The organism is Vibrio injensis, from assembly GCF_001895205.1.
GTDB classification, from domain to species: Bacteria; Pseudomonadota; Gammaproteobacteria; order Enterobacterales; family Vibrionaceae; genus Vibrio; species Vibrio injensis.
The window spans coordinates 1-22,837 of the sequence record NZ_BDJF01000031.1 but is presented as its reverse complement, the minus strand read 5'-3'; the positions used below and the strand labels follow the sequence as shown (position 1 = coordinate 22,837).

At 45.7% G+C, this 22,837-nt stretch carries 17 protein-coding genes; 6 read left to right on the top strand and 11 right to left on the bottom strand.

The features are described from left to right. Positions 1 to 109: 109 nt before the first annotated feature. The 9 genes from fis to BSR11_RS15745 all read right to left on the bottom strand — a co-directional run bounded on the left by fis (position 110) and on the right by BSR11_RS15745 (position 9,871). A complete protein-coding gene (gene fis / locus BSR11_RS15790) occupies positions 110 to 406 on the bottom strand; it encodes a DNA-binding transcriptional regulator Fis (RefSeq protein WP_004397332.1) in 297 nt (98 codons plus the stop codon). A 23-nt stretch (positions 407 to 429) separates the two neighbouring features. Next, positions 430 to 1,398, bottom strand: a complete 969-nt coding sequence (gene dusB, locus BSR11_RS15785; RefSeq protein ID WP_040905646.1) for a tRNA dihydrouridine synthase DusB — start codon at positions 1,396 to 1,398, stop codon at positions 430 to 432. A gap of 139 nt (positions 1,399 to 1,537) precedes the next feature. Further along, positions 1,538 to 2,425 carry a 50S ribosomal protein L11 methyltransferase gene (prmA, locus tag BSR11_RS15780; RefSeq protein ID WP_072671296.1) on the bottom strand — a complete coding sequence of 296 codons (888 nt, stop codon included), beginning with the start codon at positions 2,423 to 2,425 and terminating at the stop codon, positions 1,538 to 1,540. Between the two features lie 190 nt (positions 2,426 to 2,615). After that, positions 2,616 to 3,959, bottom strand: a complete 1,344-nt coding sequence (accC, locus tag BSR11_RS15770; protein WP_072671313.1) for an acetyl-CoA carboxylase biotin carboxylase subunit — start codon at positions 3,957 to 3,959, stop codon at positions 2,616 to 2,618. A 15-nt stretch (positions 3,960 to 3,974) separates the two neighbouring features. Next, complete coding sequence (gene accB / locus BSR11_RS15765) at positions 3,975 to 4,430, bottom strand: acetyl-CoA carboxylase biotin carboxyl carrier protein (protein WP_072671294.1); 456 nt, start codon at positions 4,428 to 4,430, stop codon at positions 3,975 to 3,977. 63 nt (positions 4,431 to 4,493) lie between these two features. Beyond that, positions 4,494 to 4,943, bottom strand: a complete 450-nt coding sequence (gene aroQ, locus BSR11_RS15760; RefSeq protein WP_072671293.1) for a type II 3-dehydroquinate dehydratase — start codon at positions 4,941 to 4,943, stop codon at positions 4,494 to 4,496. Between the two features lie 321 nt (positions 4,944 to 5,264). Continuing rightward, positions 5,265 to 7,211 (bottom strand): acetate--CoA ligase, encoded by a 1,947-nt coding sequence (gene acs / locus BSR11_RS15755; protein ID WP_072671292.1) that lies wholly within the window; start codon positions 7,209 to 7,211, stop codon positions 5,265 to 5,267. Between the two features lie 183 nt (positions 7,212 to 7,394). Continuing rightward, a complete protein-coding gene (locus tag BSR11_RS15750) occupies positions 7,395 to 8,042 on the bottom strand; it encodes a 3'-5' exonuclease (protein WP_072671291.1) in 648 nt (215 codons plus the stop codon). A 5-nt stretch (positions 8,043 to 8,047) separates the two neighbouring features. Then, on the bottom strand, positions 8,048 to 9,871 hold the full coding sequence (locus tag BSR11_RS15745; RefSeq protein ID WP_072671290.1) for a DUF294 nucleotidyltransferase-like domain-containing protein: 1,824 nt from the start codon (positions 9,869 to 9,871) through the stop codon (positions 8,048 to 8,050). Between the two features lie 418 nt (positions 9,872 to 10,289). Between BSR11_RS15745 and BSR11_RS15740 the strand changes: the two genes are divergently transcribed. Continuing rightward, positions 10,290 to 11,480 carry a 3-phenylpropionate MFS transporter gene (locus BSR11_RS15740; RefSeq protein WP_072671289.1) on the top strand — a complete coding sequence of 397 codons (1,191 nt, stop codon included), beginning with the start codon at positions 10,290 to 10,292 and terminating at the stop codon, positions 11,478 to 11,480. Positions 11,481 to 11,569: 89 nt separating this feature from the next. Then, positions 11,570 to 15,004, top strand: coding sequence for a hybrid sensor histidine kinase/response regulator (locus tag BSR11_RS15735; protein WP_072671288.1), 3,435 nt, complete (start codon positions 11,570 to 11,572; stop codon positions 15,002 to 15,004). A gap of 52 nt (positions 15,005 to 15,056) precedes the next feature. On the opposite strand, the gene gppA is transcribed toward BSR11_RS15735, so the two are convergent. Both gppA and rhlB read right to left on the bottom strand, forming a co-directional pair. Next, positions 15,057 to 16,553: a guanosine-5'-triphosphate,3'-diphosphate diphosphatase gene (gene gppA / locus BSR11_RS15730; RefSeq protein ID WP_072671287.1), complete on the bottom strand. Its 1,497-nt coding sequence runs from the start codon at positions 16,551 to 16,553 to the stop codon at positions 15,057 to 15,059. Between the two features lie 7 nt (positions 16,554 to 16,560). Continuing rightward, positions 16,561 to 17,862 (bottom strand): ATP-dependent RNA helicase RhlB, encoded by a 1,302-nt coding sequence (gene rhlB / locus BSR11_RS15725; protein WP_072671286.1) that lies wholly within the window; start codon positions 17,860 to 17,862, stop codon positions 16,561 to 16,563. Between the two features lie 112 nt (positions 17,863 to 17,974). Here rhlB and trxA point away from each other — a divergent pair, with 112 nt between their 5' ends. The 4 genes from trxA (at position 17,975) to fre (ending at position 22,670) form a co-directional block, all read left to right on the top strand. Next, positions 17,975 to 18,301, top strand: a complete 327-nt coding sequence (trxA, locus tag BSR11_RS15720; protein WP_072671285.1) for a thioredoxin TrxA — start codon at positions 17,975 to 17,977, stop codon at positions 18,299 to 18,301. A 189-nt stretch (positions 18,302 to 18,490) separates the two neighbouring features. Next, positions 18,491 to 19,750, top strand: coding sequence for a transcription termination factor Rho (gene rho / locus BSR11_RS15715; protein ID WP_072671284.1), 1,260 nt, complete (start codon positions 18,491 to 18,493; stop codon positions 19,748 to 19,750). Between the two features lie 173 nt (positions 19,751 to 19,923). Next, entirely contained in the window at positions 19,924 to 21,777 is a 1,854-nt protein-coding gene (ubiD, locus tag BSR11_RS15710; protein WP_072671283.1) for a 4-hydroxy-3-polyprenylbenzoate decarboxylase, read from the top strand. Between the two features lie 179 nt (positions 21,778 to 21,956). Next, positions 21,957 to 22,670, top strand: a complete 714-nt coding sequence (gene fre, locus BSR11_RS15705; protein WP_072671282.1) for an NAD(P)H-flavin reductase — start codon at positions 21,957 to 21,959, stop codon at positions 22,668 to 22,670. Positions 22,671 to 22,837 lie beyond the last annotated feature (167 nt).

The following is a 22,837-nucleotide window of genomic DNA, read 5'->3' as shown; positions in this document are numbered from 1 at the left end:
TCGATAAGGGATTGTTATAACAATATTTATCTTATCAGAGCAAGTGAAGAATCAATAAAAAAGGCTTACCGTAGTAAGCCTTGATGAATTTTGTAGCCTGATGCTGAAATTAGTTCATGCCGTATTTTTTCAGTTTCTTACGAAGAGTGCCGCGGTTGATACCCATCATGGTTGCTGCGCGAGTTTGGTTACCGCGAGTGTATTGCATGATGATGTCTAATAGTGGCTGTTCAACTTCGGCTAGAACTAATTCGTAGAGTTCAGTCACTTCCTGACCATTTAACTGGGCAAGGTAGTTTTTAAGAGACGCTTTAACGGAATCGCGCAATGGTTTTTGCGTGATTTGATCTTGTGAAGTTACGGTAGTTACGGTTAAAGCTTCTGAAGTCAGATTTTGTTCGAACATATTCGGTCTAGCTCTTCTCTTAATTATGATGCAACGTTATCAAAATAACCTTCAAGTGCTTCTATCTGCAGCGGAGCTGCTTCAAGCGCATTGAAGATACGGCGAAACTCACTGGCTTGTTCATGTTCTTTTAGGTACCAGCCTACGTGCTTACGCACAATTCTAGGCCCTAAATACTCACCATAAAACTGATGGAGAGCGTGCACATGACCAAGCAAAATGTCTTTTACTTCCTGAGCTGGAAGTTCAGGCATGGTGGTACCGCTTTCCAAATAGTGTTGGATTTCCTGAAAAATCCATGGACGACCTTGGGCAGGCCGACCAATCATTAAAGCGTCAGCACCGGTATAATCCAGCACCTGTTTCGCTTTTTGTGGAGAATCAATGTCCCCATTTGCGATGACAGGAATGCTGATCGCCTGTTTAACGGCTTTAATGCTGTCGTATTCTGCCTCTCCTTTGTACATACAAGTACGAGTTCGCCCATGAAGCGCAAACGCCTGTATGCCGCAGTTTTCGGCTAATTGAGCGATATAAACACAGTTTTTATTGTCTGTGTCCCAGCCCGTTCGGGTTTTGAGGGTGACAGGAACCTTGACTGCATCGACGACCGCTTTAAGAATGTGTTCAATCACATCCGGATAACGGAGTAGTGCAGAACCCGCGAGCTTTTTATTCACTTTTTTTGCCGGACAGCCCATATTGATATCGATGATTTGCGCACCGTTTTCAACACTGAACTGAGCGGCTTCTGCCATCTGCTGTGGATCGCTACCTGCAATTTGTACTGAGCGAATGCCCGATTCGCCTTGATGCACCATGCGGTTTTTCGATTTATCGGTTTTCCATAGTGCGGGATTGGAGGACATCATTTCACTGACGGCCATTCCTGCACCATAACGGAGACACAACTCACGAAACGGCCTATCGGTGACTCCAGCCATCGGAGCGACGATGAGGTTATTGTTAAGTTGATGATTTCCGATTTTCAAAACGTCTTCACAGCTTCATACCAGTAAGGGCGCGCATTTTACGCATTTTTTCACGGTGTGAAAAGACTAATATTTGAGCATTGGACAATTGTTTTTGTAAATTGTCCATATTTCAATCAATTAACTGATAAACTCTTCATTAATCTTGCTTGCGACCAGTAATCCGACACCACTCTTCTTGCTCAATAATTGGGTCTATGTCTAATTGATCACGGTAATAGGTCGCGACGTCTTCGGCTTGTGTATTCAGCACACCAGACATTGCCAACAGACCACCTGGTTTAATTAAGCTTTTAATTACTGCAGAAAGCTCACGTAATGGGCCCGCTAAAATATTGGCAACTAGGACATCAGCGACCAAATTCTCTGGTTGATTTTGCGGTAGGTAAACTTCAATTTTATCAGCGACACCATTGCGCTCAGCATTGTCTCTGGATGCTTGCAGTGCTTGCGGATCGATATCAATACCGATCACTTTCGCGGCACCGAGTTTAATCGCGGCAATCGCAAGAATGCCGGAGCCACAGCCAAAGTCGATCACGGTTTTGCCGCTCAGATCGAGTGAATCAAGCCATTGTAAACACAGTGCGGTAGTTGGGTGTGTGCCGGTACCAAAGGCTAAGCCTGGGTCAAGTAGAACATTGACGGCGTTAGGATCGGGGATCTCGCGCCAGCTTGGGCAAATCCATAACCGTTCACCAAACTTCATCGGGTGGAAGTTATCCATCCATTCCCGCTCCCAATCTTTGTCTTCTATTTGCTCGATTTTGTACGAGAAGTCGTCGGCAAGCAGTTGGCTGTCACGGATTTGAGCAAGGATACTTGGGGTATCGACTTCGGCGTCATACAAGGCTAATAGGTCAGTATCGCCCCACAAACGAGTCTCACCCGGTAGCGGTTCAAAGACAGGGGTATCTTTTGCATCGAGTAAGGTGACTGATAGAGCACCGGTCTCTTCCATTAACATATCGCTGATCGCTTCAGCATTTTCATTAGTAGCATTCAGTTTAATTTGAATCCAAGGCATGGCATGGGCTCTCTTTTATTCGCGGTTATTGGCGCAGAGTTTAACAGGTTTGTCGGCTCGCTTCCTACCTGAAGTTATCTTGAACAAAAAGGCGTCGTCGATCCTCATGGACGGGGAAGGAGAGATAATCAATAGCCAGAAAAAAAATGCCCACCGAAGTGGGCATTATGTTCATTGAGGCGCGATGCGACTATTTCATGCCGAGTTTCTTTTCAAGATAATGGATGTTGGTGCCACCATTTTGGAAGTTTTCGTCATTCATGATGATCTCTTGTAAAGGAATATTGGTTTTAATTCCTTCAATAATCATTTCATCGAGCGCGTTACGCATGCGGGCTAGCGCGACATTACGGTTTTCACCGTAGGTGATCAGTTTGCCGACCATCGAATCGTAGTAAGGCGGTACGGTATAACCTGCGTAAATGTGTGATTCCCAACGAACGCCCATGCCGCCTGGAGAATGGAAACGGGTGATCGTGCCCGGAGAAGGTAAGAATCGCTCCGGATCTTCAGCGTTAATACGACATTCGACGGCATGGCCGCGGATCTTAATGTCGTCTTGCGTAAAGGAGAGTGGTTGGCCTGCAGCAATACGTAATTGCTCTTTGATCAAATCCACTCCAGTGATCATTTCTGTCACTGGGTGTTCAACCTGAATACGGGTGTTCATTTCAATGAAGTAGAACTCGCCGTTTTCATACAGAAACTCAAAAGTACCAGCGCCGCGATAGCCAATTTCAATACAAGCACGTGTACAGCGCTCACCGATGTATTTGCGTACTTCTTCGGTGATGCCCGGTGCTGGTGCTTCTTCGACCACTTTTTGGTGACGACGTTGCATTGAGCAATCGCGTTCACCAAGATGAATCGCATTACCTTGACCATCAGCCAGTACTTGAACTTCAATATGACGTGGGTTTTCGAGGAATTTTTCCATATAAACCATGTCGTTATTGAAGGCGCCTTTTGCTTCTGCACGGGTCATGTTGATCGCGGTGATCAACTCGGCTTCTGAGCGTACCACGCGCATGCCTCGACCACCGCCGCCGCCAGAGGCTTTGATGATCACGGGATAGCCGATGCGTTTCGCGTGAGCTTTATTTTTCGCTTCATCACCATCAAGAGGACCGTCTGAGCCTGGTACGCAAGGTACGCCGGCTTTTTTCATGGCATTAATGGCTGACACTTTGTCACCCATTAAGCGGATAGTCTCGGCTCTAGGACCGACAAAGATAAAACCACTGCGCTCGACTTGCTCAGCAAAATCGGCGTTTTCAGACAGAAATCCGTAACCAGGATGAATGGCAACCGCCCCTGTCACTTCGGCAGCAGAAATAATGCGTGGAATATTAAGATAACTGTCGATGCCTTTCGCAGGACCGATACAAACCGTTTCATCTGCGAGGAGAACGTGTTTTAGGTCGCGGTCTGCGGTAGAGTGAACCGCGACCGTTTTAATCCCTAATTCTTTACAGGCGCGAAGAATACGAAGCGCAATCTCGCCTCGGTTCGCGATAACTAATTTATCTAGCATAACCATTGGCCTCGATTATTCGATGACGACAAGAGGTTGATCAAATTCAACCGGTTGACCATCTTCGACAAGAATTGCGGTAACGACGCCAGATTTATCTGCTTCGATTTGGTTCATCATTTTCATCGCTTCAACGATACATAAAGTATCACCTACAGAAACACTTTGGCCGACTTCAATAAAGCTTTTTGATTCTGGGCTCGGTGAGCGATAGAAGGTACCAACCATTGGTGACAGCACTTGATGACCCGTAGGTACTTTGGCGACAGGAGCCGCTTCAGCCGTTGCAACGGGGGCCGCTACTGGTGCTGCGACAGGAGCCGCCGGTGCTGCAGCGTAATGAACCTGAGTGGTTGGTGCTGGGCTGTGACGACTGATGCGTACCGATTCTTCACCTTCAGAGATTTCTAACTCAGAAATGCCAGACTCTTCCACTAATTCAATCAATTTCTTTATTTTACGAATATCCATTGGTTCTTTCTCTTTTATCTTGTGAGTAAGACAGCCCTATTAAGGACTGTAGAATGTTGTGTGTTACTTTGTTTGCAGTGCGTGAATCGCTGCCGACAAAGCAAATTCATAGCCTTGTGCACCTAGGCCACAGATCACCCCTTGAGCCTTATCAGACAGATAGGAGTGATGACGAAACGGTTCGCGTGCATGTACATTAGAGAGATGCACTTCGATAAACGGTATCGCGACACCCAGTAAGGCATCACGGAGCGCTACACTGGTATGAGTAAAAGCGGCTGGATTGATAATGATGAAATCCACCTGATTGTGCGCCTGGTGAATGGCTTCAATCAATTCATACTCACGATTCGATTGCAGATGATCTAATGCTACATCGGCCAGCGCGGCTTGTTGGCGTAACTTATCAATGATCTGCTCAAGGGTCTGTGCGCCGTAATGTTCCGGCTCACGTAAACCCAGCAGGTTTAAGTTTGGACCATTAAGAACAAGAATGCGTAATTTTGCGGTCATTATGTAGCTATCGTCCTCTATCGTGAGATGTAACCTGATAATTTCATATTATGGCACTTTCGACCTACTTTTTTTGTCAAAAGTTCGCTGTTTTTATGAAATTGACCACGATTATAGCTAATTCGTCGCAAATGGCAGCAATTTACTGGTCTAATGACTATGGTGGCTGTTTTTTGAACGACTATTGTTAGTCAAGGCTAGCTTTAAGAGGTGAAGCTTGAGGCTTTAAGAACTGAGATTCTAGGTTCGAGGAAAGGCAGGTAATAGGGAAATAAAACTAAGATCCTAGGGCTAGGCCCTAGAATCTCATTGACGGTTCTTTTACAACTGCGCTTGTTCAGCAATCAACTTATCAACCACGCTTGGATCGGCAAGCGTTGAGGTATCGCCTAAGTTACTGGTATCACCAGTGGCAATTTTACGTAAAATACGGCGCATGATTTTACCTGAGCGAGTTTTCGGTAGCGAGTCGGTCCAATGCAGTACATCGGGCGTGGCGATAGGGCCAATCTCTTTACGCACCCAATCTTTGACTTCTTTGTGTAGCTCAGCGCTAGGGTAGACGCCATGATTAAGGGTAATGTAAGCGTAAATGGCTTGTCCTTTGATATCGTGCGGGATACCCACAATCGCCGCTTCGGCAATTTTATCAAACGCAACTAGGGCCGATTCGATTTCTGCGGTACCCATCCGGTGGCCAGAGACGTTCAAGACATCATCGACTCGTCCGGTTATCCAGTAATAGCCATCTTCATCACGACGTGCGCCATCGCTAGTAAAGTACATACCTTGGAAAGTAGAGAAGTAGGTTTGTTCAAAGCGTTCATGATCGCCGTAGACGGTGCGCATCTGCCCTGGCCATGAATCGAGGATCACTAAGTTGCCTTCACTTGCCCCCTCGATAAGGTTACCCATGTTGTCTACTAATGCGGGTTGAACACCAAAGAAGGGACGTGTAGCTGAACCTGGTTTTAAAGCGGTTGCGCCAGGCAGAGGACTGATTAAAATGCCGCCCGTTTCCGTTTGCCACCAAGTATCGACAATCGGAGATTGCTCGTTACCAATGGTTTTGTAATACCACTGCCAAGCTTCGGGGTTAATCGGTTCGCCTACCGAGCCCATGATGCGTAGGCTGCTACGGTGGGTCCCTTTAATGGCTTCATCACCTTTTGCCATCAAAGCACGAATCGCGGTTGGTGCCGTATAGAGGATATTAACTTGGTGTTTATCGACCACTTGGCTCATACGATTCGTGTCGGGATAATTCGGCACACCTTCAAATAAAAGGGTTTTTGCTCCATTGGCTAACGGACCATAGAGGAGATAAGTATGGCCAGTTATCCAGCCGACATCTGCGGTGCACCAGAAAGTTTCTTGGGGTTGATAATCAAAGATGTATTTAAAGGTCATCGCCGCATACACCAAATAGCCACCAGTGGTATGCAATACACCTTTCGGTTTACCTGTTGAGCCTGACGTATAGAGAATAAACAGTGGATCCTCTGCCTTCATCTCTTCTGCTGGGCAGTGATCAGAGACGTGAGCCATGGCTTCATGCCACCAGACATCTCGATGCTCGTGCCAGTCGACTTGACCGCCTGTGCGTTGGAAAACAATCACCTTATTAATGGTTTTAATTTCAGGATGAGTCAGCGCTTCATCGACGTTTTTCTTCAAGGGGACAGCTCGGCCAGCTCGCACACCTTCGTCAGCGGTGATCACTAAGGTGGCATCGGAATCGATGATCCGTCCCGAGAGAGCTTCCGGCGAAAAACCACCAAAAACCACAGTATGTACGGCACCAATTCGGGTACAGGCTAACATCGCCACAGCCGCTTCCGGCACCATGGGCATGTATAAGCACACCACATCGCCTTTACGTACACCTTGAGCTTTTAATACGTTAGCAAATCGGCAAACTTGTTGATGGAGCTGGCGATAAGTCAGGGTGGTATCATTCGCGGGATCATCGCCTTCCCAAATAATGGCAATCTGATCGCCCCGCTCTGCTAGATGGCGGTCAAGGCAGTTTGCCGAGACATTCAAGGTGCCATCTTCAAACCAACGAATATCGACGTGTCCGGTATCAAATGAGGTGTTTTTCACTATGCTAAAGGGTTTTATCCAATCAACAATTTTGCCATGTTCACGCCAAAATCCTTCAGGATCGGTGACAGATTGTTGATACATAGCGAGATAGGTATCGTTGTCGGCATGGGTACACGCTTTGATGTTCTCTTTAACTGGATAAATGTGGGCATCGCTCATGACTAACTCTCCTTGTGTAAGCGGTCAATTCCCTTGTGCTCTTAAACCAACTTGATGGGGAATATCGTTTTATTTAAAACGCTTTAATGGGTTGGCTGAACATCATTAATGGGAAGCTTTTATGCCTTTAACTGTTAGTCACCAGCAAGATTTACACAATTAGACTTTAGCATGAGGCCTCGATTAGCTAAGAGCTGGGCTGTGTTGATAAGGGCTTTTTAGCTTCGGTAATCCGCCTTTACTGAGGCGCACAAAAACTAATGCGGCGGTAATCGCATCTTGCAGAGCATCGTGCTTGTCTTGCATTGGCAAGTCGAGATGATGGCAAATCGCCGCGAGACTCAGATCAAAGTAGGCATTAGGCAGTTGTTTTTCCAACTGTTGATGATAAAGCTGGCTGACTTCGATCAGTGGATTTGGCAGTGGGAAGCCCAGTTGCTTGCGACAGGCGATATCAAGAATCGTTTTATCATAACGAATATGATAACCGACCAAGGGACGATTACCGATAAACGCGAGCAACTGTTGTAAAGCTTGCTGCTCCGACAAACCATAGGCGAGATCTTGATGACGTAACTGATGAATGCGTACCGATCCTGAATCTAAAGATGGTGGAGCGGCGAGGCGAACGTGGAAAGCTTGACTGGTGAGTATTCGATTATCGATGATTTTTGTCGCGGCGATACTGACTAGCTCGGCACGTTGTGGATCAAGGCTGGTGGTTTCACAGTCCAAAGAAACCAATTCGCTTTTAAGGGGCGTGGTAAACAGATCTTGATAAGGCGACCCCGTTAATTTGTGATGCCAATAATATCTCGCTAGCCAGTTCATCAGCGTTACTCCCTAATTTGGTAATGATAACTCAACCATTGCTTAAACTTTTTCACGACATGCAGACTGTGACGCAGTAAGTCTCTTTCGGTGCGTTCGAGCTGACCAAGCTGAATATGGTTGGCGTGATGTTGGTTAGTGATTTGTTGCGCTAGGCGCAATTTTAAAAACAGTTTTAACGCTTCTCTTAAGTTATCAGCAGTCTGTTTTTCTAATGCCTGTTGTGCCTGCAGTGCTTCAATGCGTTGAAAGGTGTTCGTGCTGCTGATTTGATATTCAAGACTTAGCGCCCGTATGCCATGAACAATAGGAAAAATACCGCCTTTCTTGATGTCCAAGCCGGATTTACTCGATTTAAGATGGCCAAATAAGGTCAGGGGTAGCGAAAAATTCAGTGCCGGACGAGTAAACTCAGCCAACACCGCATATTGCCCGTAGACGCTGGTCTGTAAATGGTGTTTTACTGGTTCGAGTAAGGTTTTATTTCCTGCTATAGGATAGGCATCAGCAAAGATAGCGAGGTTGAGCATGTGCTCGGGCCGTCTTGTCTGAATCCATTGGCTGATGGTCGTTTGCCAATCGGTTTGTGATTGTACCCAGTCAGGATTATTGACCATGACTTTCCCTGGACAGAGCGGGTAACCAAGCTGGACTAAAGTGTGGGTGAGCGTTTCTAGCCATGGGGTTGAATGGGACCATTGAGCCTCATCGGCGATGATTAATGCATTGTCTTGATCAGTTTTGAGGATCTGCTCACCGCGCCCTTCTGAGCCTAAGACGACAAAGCAGCACTGCTGTTGTGCTTCACTGGGTACGATCAATTGGAAGGCTTTTTCGATGATCTGCTCATTAACTGCAGCAATCAGTTCCATGATAAAGCGGGTTCTTATTCCTCGGTTGAGTAAGCTTTCGACCAATTGCTGCTGCTTGTTCGCTGCAAAAGCTAACTCATCAATGCTCGTGGCACGAGCAATAGTCAATGTCAAAACGTGAGAGTGGGTCGAAAAAGCACTTAAGATCTGAACCATGGATAAAATTCCCACGGCTTTAAGCCCTTCGCAGACCACCAGACGTTTTATCTTGTGCCTAGTCATGCTGATCATTGCGTTAAACAGGAAGTCGCCTTGTTGGATATGCAGCACGGGGAAGGCTGCTATTTCGCCGACTTTCGTTTCCGGCGTGTACCCTTCTAGCATAATCGCATGTAAAAGATTACTGCGGGTAACGATACCATAAGGAGGCGTGTCTGCTGCTTCAGCACGCGAATCGCCCTTTGGCCATTCGACTAAGGCCGCATCCACGCGGCGACGTTTCATTTCTTGAGTAACCGCAGCTAAGGTCTGCTCGGGATTGACCAACATTGGTGGTAGATAGATCTCGGGTTCTATTTTGGTCAGGATGAACTCAGCAAGATTTTTCTGTTGCTGGGCGACTTCAATGAGCTCTTGACGCTTGGCTAAATTGGTTTCGAAATACGCCGAAAATTGGCGATTTTCACGGCATAAAGCCAGAAAAACTTTTTTTGGCAACAGATAACTTAAGGTGTCTTCTAGTGCGATGTATTGATGCTTGGCGCCAGTTTCAAACAGAGCTCTCACGTCAAACATATCTTCATTAGTGTAGTGAGCATAGAGGGTTTTGCCATCCACCGAGCGCTCTTCTACCGTGCCTTTGATCAGAATCCACAGTTGATTACACGCTTGTCCTTGTTGGATCAATACGTCGTGCTCACGGTAGTAAGCAATATCTAAAGCGGTGCGTAATCGCTGTTGTTGCGCCTCGGTTAAGCTGTCAAACGGAGGAGCGAGCATATTAAATTTATCTGGCATGGTACTGACCTTAATAAGCAGAGTATCTGCGCTTTGTCTTTTCTGCTCAGTTTTAGTGTCCAATGAGCTTGGCGTGCGAAGAAATACGCTACGTTTATCGCTAAGTGTGGCTGCTTTTCACCAGCTCTCCAGACGACTTTGGTCTAATGTGAACCTAATTGAATGGTGAGCGTTGTCTGACTCTTGGTGGCCATCTGTTTTTATTTCGCGAGACTCTGAGTTTGTCGCGTTTATCCAATAACCGGGAAATCGACAAGGCGATGAAAGATCCCTTTTTAGTTTTAGGGACTTATTGCATAATCGCCGATTATTATCGATGCCCGATGTGTTTTCTCTGCAACGGATGTCTAGCCGCTGTTGGCGGCGAGTGACTCGTTAGTAGGGGAGGCTTTGGGCGATGAATTATTTAGGATCTGTTATGTTGAACCCTTCCCCGTTTGGGTGGATATCCCAATACTTTATTGGTTTCTTTTTTGCTTACGGGGTGTATTTACCGTTTTGGTCATTATGGTTTGCTGATCAAGGTGTCTCTGCCACCGATATTGGTTTGTTAGTCGGGATTGGTTTTGCAACCCGCTGTGTGGCGAACTTAGTGTTTACGCCACGGATCCATAAAGTCGAACATTTGTTACCTGCTTTACGCTGGCTCAGTTTGGCAGCGTTATTATTTATCGCGTTTCACTTTTTTACTGGCGGTAGTTTTTGGCTAATGGCCTTAGCAACGGTGTTATTTAACCTCTGTTGTGGGCCGATTGTTCCGCTTTCTGATGCAATGGCTAATTTTTACGCGAAACATCAATTACTCGATTACGGACGTTCTCGCTTATGGGGCTCGGTGGCTTTTATTGCTGGGTCGACAGTGGTTGGCTATTTAGTGGCGTTATACGGCAGTAGCATGATCCTCTATACCGCCTTATTTGGTGCAGCAATCACCTTACTGCTTAGTTTACGTAACCCGCAGGTGATGCCAGTCACGGAAAGTCACGCTCACGCAGTACGCCCTAAATTAACGCAGTTATTGCGTGAATTACCAGTCATCAAATTTTTGCTATTGATGGCTTTGATTCAAGGCAGCCACGCCGCTTATTATAGCTTTAGTGCGATTCACTGGAAGCAAGCTGGGCACTCGGAAGCGATCATTGGCTATTTGTGGAGCTTGGGGGTGGTGGCTGAAGTGTTGGTATTTGCCTTAAGTAAGCGTTTATTTGCCGGATGGACTCTACGATCTTTGTTCGTGGTGGCCGCCCTTGGGGTAATGTTACGCTGGGGACTGACCGCGTCGACAACGGCGATCATCGCGTTAGTCGCGATTCAGTTGCTGCACGGTGTTACGTTTGCAATGGCGCATATTGCCGCGATTCAATATATTCAACATTCGCCTCAAAATAAAATGGTTGCTTTACAAGCACTGTATAACGCTATTCCTCTTGGTGCGGTTATTGCGTTGCTGACCACGCTCAGTGGCTGGGGATACGATCACTTTGGTGCGGGAGTATTTTGGATAATGGCGGCGATGGGGGCTGTAGCACTCTTGATTAAAGTTGAGCTGCCGAGCTCAGTCTTACAGGATGGACAAACGCTTAAAGCCGAGCCTGAAGCACAGAATTGATGCTTAGTGATTGAGTTGTGAGTCTATCCTTTGTTAAATAACCTCTCCTTATGGAGAGGTTTTTATAGGCGCAGGAAAAAGGGTAGCCAATGCATGGATGGATAGTGATCCCAGTCTCGCTGATGTATTTAGGCGTACTATTTTTGATTGCCTGGTATGGCGATAGACAAACGCGTTGGTTAGCGCACTGGCGACCATGGATCTACAGCCTATCCATTGCCGTTTATTGCACATCATGGACCTTTTATGGCACGGTCGGTCAAGCCAGTGCCAATCCTTGGGCTTTTTTACCTATTTACCTTGCACCGATGCTGGTGTTTATTTTTGGTTGGCGTGTTTTGGCGCGACTGATTTTGATTGCTAAGCGTGAACACATTACCTCAATTGCCGATTTTATCGGCGCACGTTACGGAAAATCACAAGGATTGGCCGTAGCCGTCACCTTAATCGCTGTTACCGGAATCTTACCTTATATTGCTTTGCAGCTACGTGGTATCACCATGGGGCTGAATGTCGTTGCGCCGGATCTATACGCTCAATTTGGTTATCAAGATGACCATATTTCTTGGTTTGTGGTTTTGGCCTTGGCGTTATTTACCATGTTGTTTGGTACGCGCCATATTGATAACACCGAGCATCATCGTGGCATGATGATGGCGATTGCGTTTGAATCGATAGTGAAATTGGTGGCCTTTTTAGCGGTGGGATTATTCATTGTTTATATGATCTTTGCTGATCACACCATCGACGTATTGGCGATTGCCAAGCAAACCTATCAGGCTCCTAACTGGCCAACGTTATTAGTACACACTCTGTTAACTATGCTAGCGATTATCTGTCTACCACGTCAATTTCATACCATGGTAGTAGAAAATGAGCGACCGCAAGACTTGCACACCGCTCGCTGGCTTTTTCCTCTGTATTTAATGTTGATGGGGCTATTTGTTTTACCGATTGCTTGGGTTGGTCAAGCGCTACTACCTAATGCTCCTGCTGATACCTTGGTGTTGAGCGTTCCGATGCACGTCGGGGCTGAGCAGATTGCCTTATTAGCCTTTTTAGGCGGAACTTCCGCAGCATCAGGGATGGTGATTGTGTCGACGATAGCGTTGGCGATCATGGTCTCGAATGATCTGGTGATGCCTCTTTTATTACGTCGGATGCGTTTAACGCATCGCAATCACCGCCATTTCTCTGGTTTATTGGTGATCATTCGCCGCACTCTGATTTTATTATTACTATTGGGCGCGTGGGGATTTTATCTTGCTCTCGATAGTATTCCGTCTTTGTCAGCGATTGGCTTTCTTTCTTTTTCGGCAATTACTCAATTTGCCCCGGCTTTGCTCGGAGGAATGTACTGGCGAGATGGTAATCGTAAAGGCGTTTACGTAGGCTTAGCCGTTGGCTTTACTTTGTGGCTTATCACTCTCATGAGTGCAACACAGATGCTCGCTGGGGATGCGCAAAATAACATTTTATTATGGTTGATCACGCCTCCCCAGTGGTTATATGAGCAGGGAATGAGTCGCGTTGACTGGGGAATGCTACTCAGCGTATCACTCAATACGCTGTGCTATGTGGTTGTCTCGCTAGCCACTCGCTCAAGTTTAAGTGAGCGCTTACAATCGGCGTCATTTATTGGTACGCCGCTGCCTGAAAATGAAAACATGAGCCTCTACCAAAGTCGGGTTACGGTGGCTGAGTTAGAAATGCTTGCTGCGCGTTTTGTCGGTCGCTCCCGGGTGCGCAGTGCTTTTGCTCAATTTTGGGCTCAGCAAAACGTTAGCTTAATGCCAAACCAACAAGCGCCAGCAGGGTTAATTCGTCATACAGAGCGTGTACTTGCAGGTGTTTTTGGTGCTTCCTCGGCTAAGTTAGTGCTGACTTCGGCTCTGCAGGGACGAAAAATGCAGTTGGAAGAAGTTGCAACCATCGTTGATGAAGCTTCTGAGCTGTATGATTTTAGCCGGGGTTTGCTACAAGGGGCGATTGAGCATATCGGACAAGGCATTGCGGTGGTCGATAAACAGTTGAGGCTAGTGGCTTGGAACCAACGTTATTTAGAGTTGTTCCATTTTCCTGCGGGACTAATCCAAGTCGGACGGCCGATTGCTGATATTATTCGTCATAATGCCCAACAGGGACTCTGTGGCCCTGGTGAGCCTGAAGATCATGTTCGAAAGCGCGTCGAGTATTTACAACAAGGTTCAAGGCATACCTCATCAAGAATGCGCAGCGATGGGCGTGTGATTGAAGTGCAAGGCAATCCTATGCCCGGTGGTGGGTTTGTGATGAGCTTTAGCGACATCACCGTATTTCGCAATGCTGAACGGAATTTAAAAGAGGCTAATGAACACTTAGAAGAGCGAGTCGTTGAGCGGACGAGAGAGTTAGAAAAACTGAACCAACAGTTGGTTGTCGCCACGCAAAAAGCTGAGCGTGAATCACAATCTAAGTCACGTTTCTTGGCAGCAGTGAGCCACGATTTGATGCAGCCATTAAATGCTGCCCGTTTATTTGCTTCCTCTTTATCTGAAGTGGCGAAGGAACAAGAATCTCAACGGTTAGCGCATCATATTGAAAGCGCCCTTAGTGCTGCGGAAGACTTAATTGGTGATTTACTGGATATTTCACGTTTAGAGTCAGGCAAGTTGGATATTCATCAGCGTACCTTCCCGATCCATACCATATTAACGAACTTACACGCCGAGTTCAGTGCATTAGCTAAGCAACAACAGATACTCTTCGATACGGTGCCTTGTAGCTTATATGTTCAGTCTGATCCTAAATTGCTGCGTCGCGTTATTCAAAATTTTCTCACCAATGCTTTTCGATACAGCCCGCAAGGACGAGTTGTGCTTGGAATACGTCGCACGAAAAGTAAGGTGCGTATTGAGGTGTGGGATAACGGCTTTGGTATTGCTGAGGATAAACAGCAGGAAATTTTTGAAGAGTTTAATCGCGGCGGACAAATTCGCTCTGATCAGGGATTAGGGTTAGGGTTAGCGATATCAAAAGGGATTGCTCAGGCGCTAGGCCATGAAATTACTATGCGTTCTTGGCCTGGTAAAGGGAGCGTTTTTTCGCTGACGTTACCTCGCTCGCAAGCGATGTCTATTCCGACACCTCAACAGAATATGTCAGAAACGTTATCTGATCTGAGTAATTTGCGAGTGCTATGTGTTGATAATGAACAGGACATTTTGATCGGGATGCGACAATTATTGGAGCGCTGGGGCTGTGAGGTAAAAACCGCCGTTGATTTACTATCAAGCTTACAAGCGTTAGAGGGGCAGTGGGTTCCCGACGTTATTTTATCTGACTATCGACTCGATCATGGCCGAACTGGCTTAGAAGTATTGCAGCAGTGTCGTTTAAGACTCGGTGATTGTTTTTGGGGGGTGATCATCAGTGCTGATCGTACGCCGGATATCCTAGAAGGCGTCGAATCCTCTGGTTTCAGTTTTCTGGCTAAACCCATTAAACCGTTGAAGTTGCGTGCTTTATTGAATCGATGTCGATAAGCCCTCGCGCCCCTAAGAATTAGGGACGCGAGAGTTTTATTGGCCGCGTTAGTTACTGATCACCATTGATTGTTAATGGCCAGCCAATATCCGTTTGACGGTTAGCTTCTAGCTCTAACTCACTGCAAGTTAATGGATTGTCTTGTAGCCATTGCTGATTAATGGTTAACGTTAAACTATCGCCTTGCGCCTCAAGTTGTACATCAGGCTCTAAGTCGGGATGACGTCGATGGCTAAGTAATACTGCCAAACGTAATAAGCGCAATAAGCGTTTTCCTGTCGTTCCAGAAAGAGCATGTTGTTCCGGTAGGGAAGTGAGTTGCTCTCGATACCGCCGGGTAAGTTCAGCTAAGTATTGTTTTTGTGCACGGGTATAACCGGGTAAATCCAGATGTTGAAGCAAGTACGCGCTGTGCTCACCACCTTTACGAAAATCAATCGCTAAACCAATTTCATGCAATTGTGCGGCACTACGTAATAACATTTCCGCTTGTGGTTCAGGAGCCCAGCTTTCTCCACCGCATTGAGCAAGCAGTTGACTGGCGAGAGTGGCTACCTGTTGAGCGTATTGACGGTCAATTTGATAACGTTTTTGGATGCTTTGAATGGTTCGAGCTCGGATATCTTCTTGGCGAAGCCCATCGACCATCTCATAGACTAATCCTTCGCGCAACGCACCACCAGCAAGTGTCATGGCTTCAATATTGAGAGACTCGAAAATAGCAATCAAGATCGATAAGCCACTTGGAAAGACCAAAGCCCGCTCTAACGTTAAACCTTCAATATCTAACTCTTCGAGATGATCTGCTAGCATTGCCTGTTTTTGTAAGCGCTTGAGTTTAGGGAGGGTGATAATCTCATCCATCCCTTGCGCCAACATGATTTCTTGTAGTGCTTGAACGGTACCACTAGCTCCGACGCAAACATTCCAGCCCAATTGACAATAAGAATCTAAAATGGGTTCTAGCATTTGCTTTGCTGCATGAATGGCATTATTAAAGTTGCTGGTATTGAGTTGACGATCCTTAAAGTGTCGCTCTAGCCACGTAACACAGCCCATTTTTAAGCTGGTTAACGCATTAGCTTCAAACCCTTCACCAATAATCAACTCTGTGCTAGCTCCACCAATATCGACCACTAACCGTCGACCCATGCCACCAGAGGTATGGGCTACACCTTTATAAATAGTTGCCGCTTCTTCTTCTCCAGTAATGACTTCGATAGGATGACCTAAAATAGCATTCGCTTTTTGCAAGAATTGCTCGGCATTAATCGCGGTGCGTAGCGTCGCGGTGCCGACAATCTTGATATGTGACGCAGGAATGTCTTGTAAGCGCTCGGCAAACAAACTTAAACAATCCCAGCCACGCTGCATCGCTTCTTGACTTAATGCATTCTGTTCATCCAATCCAGCAGCTAAGCGAACCTTGCGTTTAATTTTCGCTAAGGTTTGCACGCTGCCATCGACGTGGCGAACTACCAACATATGAAAGCTGTTAGAACCTAGGTCGATAGCCGCATAGAGCGGTGAAGAAGTGTGGTGACTCATAGATAAATTACGAATCCTTTTTCGGTCGTGGTGCACGCGGACGACGTTGTGGTTTTCGGTTACCTGGACGTGATCCTGTGGTATTAGTTCGACGTTGTTGCGATGAAGAACGCAGAGTTAGCGGTTTAGGTAAATCCGTTAACAGTGCCGTTGGATCATAATCCGACATCGGAATCGAGTGCTCAATGTACTCTTCAATCGCAGGTAGATTGACGGCGTACTCTTCACAAGCAAAACTGATTGAAGAACCACTTTCTCCCGCTCGCCCTGTCCGGCCAATACGGTGGACATAATCTTCGCTATCGTCAGGTAAATCATAGTTAAAAACATGAGTAACCAAAGGAATATGCAATCCACGAGCGGCAACATCGGTCGCGACCAGAATATCCAATTCACCTTGAGTGAATTGTTCTAAAATACGTTCACGTTTTTTCTGCGGTACATCGCCAGTCAGTAGACCCACTCGATGTCCATCGGCAGCTAAACTGCCCCAAACTTGTTCACAGCGGTGTTTAGTGTTGGCAAAAACAATCGCTTTATCTGGCCATTCTTCTTCAATCAGCGTCTGTAACAGGGCCATTTTATGTTCATTAGAAGGGTAGAAAAGCTCTTCTTTGATGCGATGTCCCGTCTTTTGCGTCGCTTCTACGACCACATGTTCAGGGTTATGCATATGTTCAAAGGCCAACTCTTGCACGCGATAAGATAATGTCGCTGAAAACAGCATGTTTAAGCGGTCTTTAGGCTCAGGCATACGACGGAATAAGAAGCGGATATCCTTGATAAAACCGAGATCAAACATCCGATCGGCTTCATCCAACACGACCGCCTGAATGTGGTTTAGATTAAACGCTTTCTGTTTATAGAAATCGATAATACGCCCAGTGGTACCGATTAATACATCGACACCTTCTTGAATTTTAGCCAACTGCTTATCGTAACTTTCACCGCCATAGGCTAATGCGGTTTTTATGCCCGTGGTAGCAATCAGTGATTCAGCATCGTTATAAATTTGAATCGCCAATTCCCGTGTCGGGGCCATGATGATTGCCCGGGGCTGGTTAGGTTGCCGCCCTTCCGCTTCAGGGGTAGTCAGTAAGTGGTTAAAAGTAGCAGTAAGAAACGCAAGGGTTTTACCAGTGCCCGTTTGGGCCTGGCCTGCAATGTCTTGGCCGGTGAGCAGGACCGGCAACGCCAAGGCTTGGATCGGGGTACAATATTCGAACCCTTTTTTATCCAATCCTTCAATAACTTGCGGGTGTAAACCGAAGTCGGCGAACTTTTGCTCTGTGATATGTGTCTTTTTCATTGCTATAGAATATCAGCTTACACTTGCAATACGGAAGTAAATACATTCCAATAGAGCATCTAATTTACTGGTTGTTATGCAATCAGTTCAGAAAAACACATTGGAGTGGAAGATGAGTGATAAAATTTTGCAGCTTTCTGATGAAAGTTTTGAGAACGATGTGATCAAAGCTGCAGGCCCGGTTCTAGTCGATTTTTGGGCAGAATGGTGCGGACCATGTAAAATGATCGCCCCGATTCTTGATGAAATCGCTGAAGAGTACCAAGGCAGACTCACTATCGGTAAACTGAATATCGACCACAATGCAGGAACGCCACCTAAGTTTGGTATCCGCGGTATTCCTACCCTTCTTTTATTCAAAGATGGTAGTGTCGCAGCAACTAAAGTTGGCGCGTTGTCTAAAACTCAGTTGAAAGAGTTTTTGGACGCCAATCTGTAGCGCAAAGCGTAAAACCGCACTTCACGTGCGGTTTTATTTTGCAAAAAACATTTTCTAGACTACGCTTATTTTTAGTGTTAGTTTATCGCACGTTAATTAAACAAGTGTTCACTTCTTGGTCAATCCTGAGACCAAATCCATCTTAACTAGAAAATAGATCCTATTTTGACTAAACAAGTATCCACCACAATGAATCTAACAGAATTGAAGAGCAGACCTGTGTCTGATCTTGTGAAACTTGGTGAGAGCCTAGGCCTTGAAAACCTCGCGCGTCTAAGAAAACAAGACATCATCTTCGCTATCCTTAAAGCACATGCGAAAGGTGGTGAAGATATTTTTGGCGACGGGGTCTTGGAAATTCTTCAAGACGGTTTTGGTTTCTTACGCAGCGCAGACAGCTCCTACTTAGCGGGTCCTGACGACATCTATGTGTCACCGAGCCAAATTCGTCGCTTTAACTTGCGTACGGGTGACTCGATTGCTGGGAAAATCCGTCCTCCCAAAGAAGGTGAACGTTATTTCGCACTGCTCAAAGTGAACACGGTTAACCACGACAAGCCTGACAACGCCCGCAACAAAATTCTTTTCGAAAACTTAACTCCTTTACATGCTAACGAACGTATGGTGATGGAACGTGGTAATGGTTCTACGGAAGATATTACTGCTCGAGTTCTTGATCTTGCCGCTCCAATCGGTAAAGGACAGCGTGGTTTGATTGTTGCTCCGCCAAAAGCGGGTAAAACCATGTTGCTGCAAAATATTGCCCAGAGTATTGCCAGTAATCACCCTGAATGCGTATTAATGGTACTACTTATCGACGAACGTCCAGAAGAAGTAACCGAAATGCAACGCCTTGTTAAAGGAGAAGTGATAGCTTCTACTTTTGATGAGCCGGCATCGCGTCACGTACAAGTGGCTGATATGGTTATAGAAAAAGCCAAGCGTTTGGTTGAACATAAAAAAGATGTCGTTATCTTACTTGATTCAATCACTCGTTTAGCTCGTGCTTACAACACAGTCGTTCCTTCATCAGGTAAAGTCTTGACGGGTGGTGTTGACGCCAACGCGTTGCACCGTCCTAAACGTTTCTTTGGTGCCGCGCGTAATGTCGAAGAGGGAGGCAGCTTAACCATTATTGCTACCGCTCTTGTTGATACGGGCTCAAAAATGGATGAAGTGATTTACGAAGAATTTAAAGGTACAGGTAACATGGAACTGCACCTTAATCGTAAAATTGCTGAAAAACGCGTCTTCCCAGCGATAGATTTTAACCGTTCAGGTACACGCCGTGAAGAGTTGCTCACGAAGACTGATGAGCTGCAAAAAATGTGGATTCTGCGTAAGATTGTTCATCCTATGGGTGAAACTGACGCAATGGAGTTCTTAATTGATAAGTTGGCAATGACCAAAACCAACGATGAATTCTTCGATGCGATGCGTCGTCAGTAAAGTGAAGTAAAATCCTCTAAAACACCACACTATTAGCGTGGTGTTTTTTTTGGAAAAAATCTAACTTCGTACGCTGATTTTGACTAAATAGACTGAGAGGTGGTGGAAAGAGCGCTGAAATAAAGCGCTTTTTTGTTATACTAAGTTCAAGGTAATCAACGACAAGAAAGCTTATGAATTTTAAGGATTTACGTGATTTTATTGACTATCTCGAACAGCGTGGTGAGTTAAAACGCATTGCTCATCCAGTTGATCCTCATTATGAAATGACCGAAATCAGTGATCGTACACTACGAGCGGGCGGTCCTGCGCTGTTATTTGAAAACCCAATAGGCTATGACTTGCCAGTGTTGACCAATTTATTTGGTACTCCTGAACGTGTTGCAATGGGGATGGGGCGAGAAAGCGTACAAGACTTGCGTGAAGTCGGTAAATTGCTTGCTTATCTTAAAGAGCCTGAACCACCACGTGGTTTTAAAGATGCCTTAGATAAACTGCCTGTTTTCCGGCAAGTACTTAATATGCCAGTTAAGCGTTTACGAAAAGCACTCTGCCAACACATCATCTGGCAGGGTGAGGAGGTTGATTTAGATAAAATCCCAGTCATGAGTTGCTGGCCTAATGATGTCGCACCTTTATTAACTTGGGGATTAACGATTACTCGTGGCCCCAATAAAAAACGTCAGAACTTAGGTATTTATCGTCAACAAAAAATTGCTAAAAATAAAGTCATCATGCGTTGGTTAGCGCATCGTGGTGGCGCACTCGATCTGCGAGATTGGATGGAAACGAATCCAGGAGAGCCTTTCCCAGTTTCGGTCGCTTTTGGTGCTGATCCTGCAACGATTCTTGGTGCTGTCACTCCCGTACCCGATAGCTTGTCTGAATATGCCTTTGCTGGCTTATTACGCGGCAGTAAAACTGAGGTGGTTAAATCAATCAGTAACGATTTGGAAGTCCCCGCGAGTGCTGAAATCGTTCTTGAAGGCTATATTGATCCGAATGAGTTCGCTGATGAAGGCCCTTATGGTGATCATACTGGTTATTACAATGAAGTTGAGCGTCATCACGTCTTTACGGTGACTCATGTCACCATGCGTCAACAAGCGATTTACCACAGTACGTATACTGGACGTCCACCTGATGAGCCTGCCGTACTAGGGGTTGCATTAAATGAAGTGTTTGTCCCGATACTGCAAAAACAGTTTCCTGAAATTGTTGATTTCTATTTGCCACCGGAAGGTTGCTCGTATCGCATGGCGATAGTAACGATTAAAAAACAATATCCAGGTCATGCTAAACGAGTGATGATGGGGGTTTGGTCGTTTCTCCGTCAATTCATGTATACGAAGTTTGTGATTGTCTGCGATGAAAGCGTTGATGCTCGAAATTGGTCATCGGTCATTCAAGCGATGTGTGAGCATATGGATCCGGTTCGCGATAGTTTGATGATTGAAAATACCCCTATCGATTCGTTAGATTTTGCGTCACCGGTAGTAGGATTAGGTTCGAAAATGGGCTTAGACGCAACTCGTAAATGGCCTGCAGAGTCAGTCAATAATAAACCCAACCCATCCAATACATTTGCATCGTTAACAGAGCAGAACATTGCGGTATTCAAAGATCAGTATCCACAAGTGATCGATTTGTATTTACCTGAAAGTGCTGATAATCAATTTGCGCTTGTGGCAATGAAAAAAGTCCAAGCTGGGCAATCTCAGCAAATACTTGAGGCGGTATGGCAATTTTTATCTCAGTTTGCTGACGTTAAATTTGTGGTACTTTGTGATGATGATGTTAATGTTCGTGACTGGAATGATGTTATCTGGGCGATTACCACCCGTATGGATCCTGCACGCGATACGGTGAGCGATAAGAATCACAATACCTTTGCCAGTAGGTTGGGTTTTGATGCCACTAATAAATTTGCTGGGGAAGTCGAACGTGAATGGGGGACTCCGATTAAGAAGGAGCCTCTATTGGTTGCTAAAGTCGATCAAATGTGGCCTTTGTTAAAGATCGATTAACCAATCATCTGCGTATTTGTCAGGCCTTGATCATAAAACATCAATTATTTTTATCGGTGAAGTCAGTCATCACCTCAGCAAGGATATCTACTAAGAAAAGGCCGCTGAGGTAAAGGTTACTGACTCATTCTTTTTACGTCATATAGCACTTACTTTGGTTAAGTAAGGAAGAGGAAGTCATGACTATTCAATGTAAAGTGAAGTTGATTAAGCCTTTAGCCAATCATACTTATCAGATTCTACTGCAACCGACCACATCAATTGCTTTTAAAGCAGGCCAGTATTTGATGGTGGTAATGGGAGAAAAAGATAAGCGACCTTTCTCAATAGCCAGTAGTCCATGCCGTGATGATGGTGAGCTGGAGCTTCATATTGGCGCTGCCGAACATAATGCTTACGCGCAGGAAGTAGTGCAGGTTATGCAGCAAGCATTTGAACAGCAAGGCGAGATCACGATCGATGCGCCTCATGGTGAGGCATGGCTGCAAGAAGATGTGGAGCGACCATTACTGTTAATTGCCGGCGGCACAGGATTTAGTTATGTTCGCTCGATTCTAGATCGTTGTCTAGCACTAGGAAATATCACACCGATTTATCTTTATTGGGGAGCCAGAGATGAATCTCAGCTCTATGCTTTGCAAGAGTTACAAACGATAGCGGATCAATATAGCCATGTTCATTTTGTTCCTGTCGTAGAAAAAGCACCGACAAAATGGTCAGGCAAAATTGGCAATGTATTACAAGCAGTGATGGCAGATTTTGACTCATTAGCAGAATTTGATATCTATATAGCAGGTCGATTTGATATGGCGGGGGCTGCGAGAGAGCAATTTACTCAACATAAACAAGCAATCAGTGAGCGGATGTTTGCCGATGCTTACGCTTTTATATAAGAATTGGTATGTGTTGATTGAAATACGCACTGCATTGTTCAATAGTTAGTCGCTTGTGCGTTTTTTTTAAATTTTTTATAAAAAGCACTTGCCAAGTCAATCGAACTCCCTATAATGCGCCCTCACTGACACGGCAGACGCCACAAGGCTTCAGGCAGTGTTAGTTG